This window comes from Micromonospora phytophila (assembly GCF_023656545.1).
Lineage (GTDB): Bacteria > Actinomycetota > Actinomycetes > Mycobacteriales > Micromonosporaceae > Micromonospora > Micromonospora phytophila.
Genome location: NZ_JAMOKF010000465.1, coordinates 1 through 3,404, shown reverse-complemented (window position 1 = coordinate 3,404; position 3,404 = coordinate 1). Strand labels below are relative to the sequence as shown.

Below are 3,404 nucleotides of genomic sequence, written 5' to 3'. Positions count from 1 at the left end.
CCGCGCGCAGCGGCCCGGTGAACAGGTGCGCGTCGTTGTCGGCCACCAAAATCCGCTCCCGCACCGTCGCCAGCGCCAGCTCCCGCAGCGGTACGCCGTGCAGCGTCGCGTCCGAGTCGGTGTACCGGCCGAGGCGGTCCACGATGGCCGTGGCCTCCTCCGGCGCCGTCGCGACGAGCGCGGTGAACCGGCCGGGCCGCAGCGCCACGCCGGAGGTCACGTCGACCAGCTCGCCCGGGCCGTCGGGGAGGGTCGCCGGGCGGGACGGGTCGGTCAGCTCCGGGGTGAGCCGGAGCAGCCGGACCACCCGCCGGGCGGCGACGTGCCCCCGGGTCAGCTTGTCGACCGTCTCGGTGAGCTGGCGCAGCGGGCTGACCAGGAACGCGGTGTAGCCGTAGAAGGCGACGAGCTGCCCGGCGCTGATCTCGCCGGCCAGCGCGAACCGGGCGCCGAGCCAGGTGACCAGCACCAGGAACGCGCCCGGGAGCAGCACCTGCGCCGCCTCCAGCAGCGACTCGACCCGGGCCACCCGGACGCCGTCGGCGCGCAGCGCCTGCGACTGCGCCCGGTAGCGGGCGGAGAGCACCGGCTCGCCGCCGACGCCGCGCAGCACCCGCAGCCCGGAGACGATGTCGCCGGCCCGGGTGGTCAGCGCCCCCTCGGAATCCCGGTACGCCGCCTGCTGCCGGTGCAGCGGCCGGATGAGCAGCCCCACCACCGCCATCAGCAGCGGCACGCCCAGCACCACCACCAGCCCGAGCGGCACGGACGCGCCGAGCAGGATCACGCCCACGGTCACGATCGCGACCACCGCGCCGGTGCCCCGGGCGGTGATGTCGATCGCCGCGCCGATGTGGCTGATGTCCGCCGTACCGATGCTGACCACCTCACCGGCGGCGACCCGGCGGGGCAGCGCGGCGCCGAGCCGGTTCGCGGCCGCCACCGTGAGCTGCACCGTCCGGTACGCGCCGGCGAGGAAGTTGTGCACGGCGCAGCGGTGCCGCAGGATCCCGGCGACGGCCTGGAGCACGCCCAGCCCGAGCAGCACCAGCCCCCAGGTGAGCAACGCGCCCTCGTCGCGGTGGGTGAGCCCGTCGACGGCCCGGCCGACAGCGGCCGGCATCAGCGCCTGGGCGACCATCCACACGACGCCGAGGCCGAGGCCGGCGCTGAACAGCGCCTTGTGCCGACCGGCGAGCCACACCAGGTAGCGGGTCGCAGAGCGGGAATCCGGTACGCCGGGTTCCCCGGCCGGTGAGAAGCGCATGACGAGCCGACGCTAGGCGGCCGGCGAGGTGTCACGCGAACCAATTACCGCTGGGAGTGCCGGGGCTCACTCAGCGGTCGACCTGGGTGAAGTCCCAGGAGTGCGGCGGGCGGGCGAGCAGCGTCGCGGGCGGCTCGGGCAGCGGTCGCGGGTTGCTGCGCCACTTCGAGATGACCACCACCCGGTGGTCGGTGGAGGAGAACACCTCGCTGGACAGGTGCAGCGGGTCGTGCTCGAACTCTGGCAGCGCGGTGTCGCAGACCCAGGTGATCAGGTCGGTGACCCCGTACGGCTCCGCCCGCGCCTCCCACATCCGTACGATCACGTCGGCCGTCCCCCCGTTCACACGCTGACCGTGGTCAGCGGCATCGCCGAGTCGGCGGGCAGGTCCAGCCGGCTCGGCGCCACCCCGGCCGCGACCAGGTGCGAGCCGAGCGCGGCGACCATCGCGCCGTTGTCGGTGCAGAGGTTCGGCCTCGGCACCCGCACCCGGATGCCCTGCTTGGCCGCGCGGTGCTCGGCCATCGCCCGCAGCCGGGAGTTGGCCGCCACTCCCCCGCCGATCACCAGGGTCTCCACGCCGTTGGCCCGGCAGGCGTCCAGCGCCTTCGTCACCAGCACGTCGCAGACCGCCTCCTGGAAGGACGCGGCCACGTCGGCGACCGGCACCGGCTCGCCGGCCCGCTGCCGCGCCTCGACCCAGCGGGCCACCGCGGTCTTCAACCCGGAGAAGGAGAAGTCGTAGCGGTGCGCGGCGAGGTCCTTGGCCGCGGTGAGGCCGCGCGGGAAGCCGATGGCCGCCGGGTCGCCCGCCCGGGCCTCCCGGTCGATGTACGGGCCGCCGGGGAAGGGCAGGCCGAGCAGCCGGGCCACCTTGTCGAACGCCTCGCCGGCCGCGTCGTCGATGGTGGCGCCCAGCGGGGTGACGCCACGGGCCAGGTCGTCGACGAGGAGCAGGCTGGAGTGCCCGCCCGAGACCAGCAGGGCGATCGCCGGCTCGGGCAGCGGGCCGTGTTCCAGGGTGTCCACGGCGACGTGCGCGGCCAGGTGGTTGACCCCGTAGACCGGCTTCTCGGCGGCGAGCGCGTACCCCTTGGCGGCGGCCACGCCGACGAGCAGCGCGCCGGCCAGTCCGGGGCCGGAGGTCACCGCGATGGCGTCGACGTCGGCGATGGTCACCCCCGCCTCCGCCAGCGCCCGGTCCATGGTCGGCACGATGGCCTCGAGGTGGGCGCGGCTGGCCACCTCGGGCACCACACCGCCGAAGCGGGCGTGCTGCTCGACGCTGGAGGCGAGCGCGTCGGCGAGCAGGGTGTGCCCGCGCACGATGCCGACCCCGGTCTCGTCGCAGGAGGTTTCGATGCCGAGGATCAGCGGTTCGTCAGCCATGGCTCCTCAGTCCTGGTCGCGCCGCATGACCAGCGCGTCGGTGTTGCTCGGTTGGTAGTAGCCGCGCCGCACGCCGATCGGCTCGAAGCCGTACGCGGCGTAGAGCCGCTGCGCCGGGGCGTTGTCCGCCGCCACCTCCAGCAGGGTGCTGGGCGCGCCGAGCCGGGCCGCCTCGGCGAGCAGCGCCTCCAGCAGGAGCCGGCCGACGCCGCGCCGCTGGGCGTCCCGGCGCACCGCGATGTTCTGCACCCAGACCTCGTCGGGCGGGGTGACGGCGAGCCCGGCGTAGCCGAGCACGATGCCGCCGTCGTCGGTCGCGACCAGGTAGTGGTGCCCGTTGGCCAGCTCGTTCCAGAACATCGCGGCGGACCACTGCTCGGCGCCGAAGAGGTCCGCCTCGATCAGCAGCACCTCGTCGATGTGCCACCAGCGGAACCGTTCGAGCCGTACCGCGCTCACGGCGTTGCCTCGGTTCGCGACTGCGGGGCTCGCAGACCCGGCTCACTCCTCGCGCTCACGGCGCTGCCTCGGTTCGCGACTGCGGGGCTCGCAGACCCGGCTCACTTCTCGCCCTCACGGCGTACCCGGGAGGACCGGCTTGCGCGCGGTCGCCGCCACGGCGTCCGGGCGGCGCAGGTAGAGCGGGGTGAGCGCCTCGCCGGGGGCACCGGCCCGGATCCGCTCGGCGGCCAGGGCCGCCAGCACACGCGCGTCCGGGTAGCGCGGCTCGGCCCGCACCGGCAGGTCG

Annotated in this window: 4 protein-coding genes and 1 pseudogene; all 5 read right to left on the bottom strand. The window is 75.1% G+C overall.

Translation table 11 applies throughout. The features are described from left to right. On the bottom strand, positions 1-1,267 hold a 1,267-nt coding region (locus NCC78_RS29670; RefSeq protein WP_250798674.1), incomplete at its 3' end, for an ABC transporter transmembrane domain-containing protein. A 70-nt stretch (positions 1,268-1,337) separates the two neighbouring features. After that, positions 1,338-1,592 carry a hypothetical protein gene (locus tag NCC78_RS29665; protein ID WP_250798672.1) on the bottom strand — a complete coding sequence of 85 codons (255 nt, stop codon included), beginning with the start codon at positions 1,590-1,592 and terminating at the stop codon, positions 1,338-1,340. Between the two features lie 17 nt (positions 1,593-1,609). After that, positions 1,610-2,656, bottom strand: a complete 1,047-nt coding sequence (tsaD, locus tag NCC78_RS29660) for a tRNA (adenosine(37)-N6)-threonylcarbamoyltransferase complex transferase subunit TsaD (protein WP_250798671.1) — start codon at positions 2,654-2,656, stop codon at positions 1,610-1,612. A 6-nt stretch (positions 2,657-2,662) separates the two neighbouring features. Next, positions 2,663-3,115, bottom strand: a complete 453-nt coding sequence (gene rimI, locus NCC78_RS29655) for a ribosomal protein S18-alanine N-acetyltransferase (RefSeq protein WP_250798669.1) — start codon at positions 3,113-3,115, stop codon at positions 2,663-2,665. Between the two features lie 114 nt (positions 3,116-3,229). Beyond that, positions 3,230-3,404: pseudogene (locus NCC78_RS29650) on the bottom strand (tRNA (adenosine(37)-N6)-threonylcarbamoyltransferase complex dimerization subunit type 1 TsaB); the annotation flags it as partial.